This is a genomic window from Melaminivora alkalimesophila (genome assembly GCF_000282995.1).
In the GTDB taxonomy this organism is placed as follows: domain Bacteria; phylum Pseudomonadota; class Gammaproteobacteria; order Burkholderiales; family Burkholderiaceae_C; genus Melaminivora; species Melaminivora alkalimesophila.
On sequence record NZ_ALEE01000038.1, the window covers coordinates 1 to 1,673 of the forward strand.

Genomic DNA, 1,673 nt, shown 5'->3' on the forward strand with positions numbered 1-1,673 from the left:
GCTTTCCACACGAAACGACATGGAGCCCTCAGCGAGGCTCACCCCATGAGCTTGTGACTCACTAATCTGGAGTCTTCTTACAGTGGGGTGAGCACCATGGCCTTCAACCAGATTCAGTTCCAGCACGGCATGTCGATCCCGGAATTCCTTCGTAGCTTTGGCACCGAGGCGCAGTGCGCCGAAGCGATCAAGGCCGCGCGCTGGCCTGAGGGATTTCGCTGTCCGCGCTGTGCCAGCAGTGATCACTATGTGGTCGGCCACGGTGCCCGTAAGCTCTTCCAGTGCAATGGCTGTCGGCATCAGACCTCCCTGACCGCAGGCAGTCTCATGGCACACACCAAACTGCCCCTGACGACCTGGTTCTTGGCCATCTACCTCATCAGTCAGGCCAAAACCGGCCTGTCGGCCCTGGCGCTCAAACGTCAGCTTGGTGTGAGTTACCCCACGGCCTGGCTGTTGCATCAGAAGATCAACCGGGCCATGGCCACGCAAGACGCCACCCACCAACTCAGCGGCACGGTGCAACTCGATGACGCTTACCTCGGAGGCGAGCGCACAGGCGGCAAAGTCGGTCGGGGCTCCGAGAACAAGGTCCCCTTTGTCGCGGCTGTCTCGGTCAATGATCACGGGCATCCGATGTTCATCAAGCTCAATGTGGTCAGAGGGTTCACCTCTGAAGCGATCAGCAAGTGGGCCAAGTCCAATCTGGCACCGGGCACCAGCGTGCACAGCGATGGTTTGGCCTGCTTCAGTGCGGTGGCCGATGCCGGTTGCCTTCACCTCCCGATGGTGGTCGGCTCCCTCAAGCCGCGCGACCTGCCCAGCTTCAAGTGGGTCAACACCGTGCTGGGCAATCTCAAGACCACGTTGGCCGGAGCCTTCCATGCCCTGAACTACCGCAAGTACGCCGAGCACTACCTTGCTGGCTTCGCCTACAGGTTCAACCGCCGCTTCGATCTGCGTGGTCTGGTCGCAAGTCTCATCGTCGACGTCGTGAGAGCAAAGCCCATCAAGGAAAAGACGGTCAGGTCGCATGCTGAGGCACGTTTCTAATCAGGTCATTGTATACAATCCCACATACAATAAACAAACTGAACATGAGAATCACACGAAATATGCGAAATTGGACGGCAACTGCTGCGGCTTTAGGCCTCCTGGCGAGCGAAGGAATAGCGCAGGAATCGATTGTGAAGCTTGAGGCATTTATCACGGAAGGCTCGGCCATTGGCGACATTGGCGCGATGACAACGAGACTTTCCGACAGCATTTTTGGAATCGATCTTTCGCTAAATGAGACTCCGCGGTCTGTGTCGGTAATCACTAGCGAAATGATTGGCCAGTTCTCCGTAAGCAGCCTCAACGACATCATTAAGCTGACGCCAGGCACCTTCACGAGTTCGTTCTTCGGTATCGAGGGTTCTCTCGAGATCCGGGGGTCGACAAGTGAAACCTATTTCCGCGGATTCAAGCGGCTCGATAATCCCGGCCACTTTCCCACCCCGATCGGCGCGGCCGAACGGATAGAAGTCGTTCGGGGCCCAGCTTCGCCCATCTACGGTCCGGGCAAAATCGGAGGCTGGCCGTCATCGAGATGCTGGTCAAGGTCGGCGACACCATCAAGGTTGAGCAGTCGCTGTTCACCGTCGAGTCCGACAAGGCCTCCATGGAGATCC

Annotated in this window: 1 protein-coding gene and 2 pseudogenes; all 3 read left to right on the forward strand. The window is 57.8% G+C overall.

Going from position 1 to position 1,673, the window contains the following annotated elements; translation table 11 throughout:
- Window positions 1-96: 96 nt before the first annotated feature.
- Window positions 97-1,053 (forward strand): IS1595 family transposase, encoded by a 957-nt coding sequence (locus A612_RS00325; protein WP_040435274.1) that lies wholly within the window; start codon window positions 97-99, stop codon window positions 1,051-1,053.
- Window positions 1,054-1,328: 275 nt separating this feature from the next.
- Window positions 1,329-1,517: pseudogene (locus tag A612_RS18110) on the forward strand (hypothetical protein); the annotation flags it as partial.
- Between the two features lie 59 nt (window positions 1,518-1,576).
- Window positions 1,577-1,673: pseudogene (locus A612_RS16220) on the forward strand (biotin/lipoyl-containing protein); the annotation flags it as partial.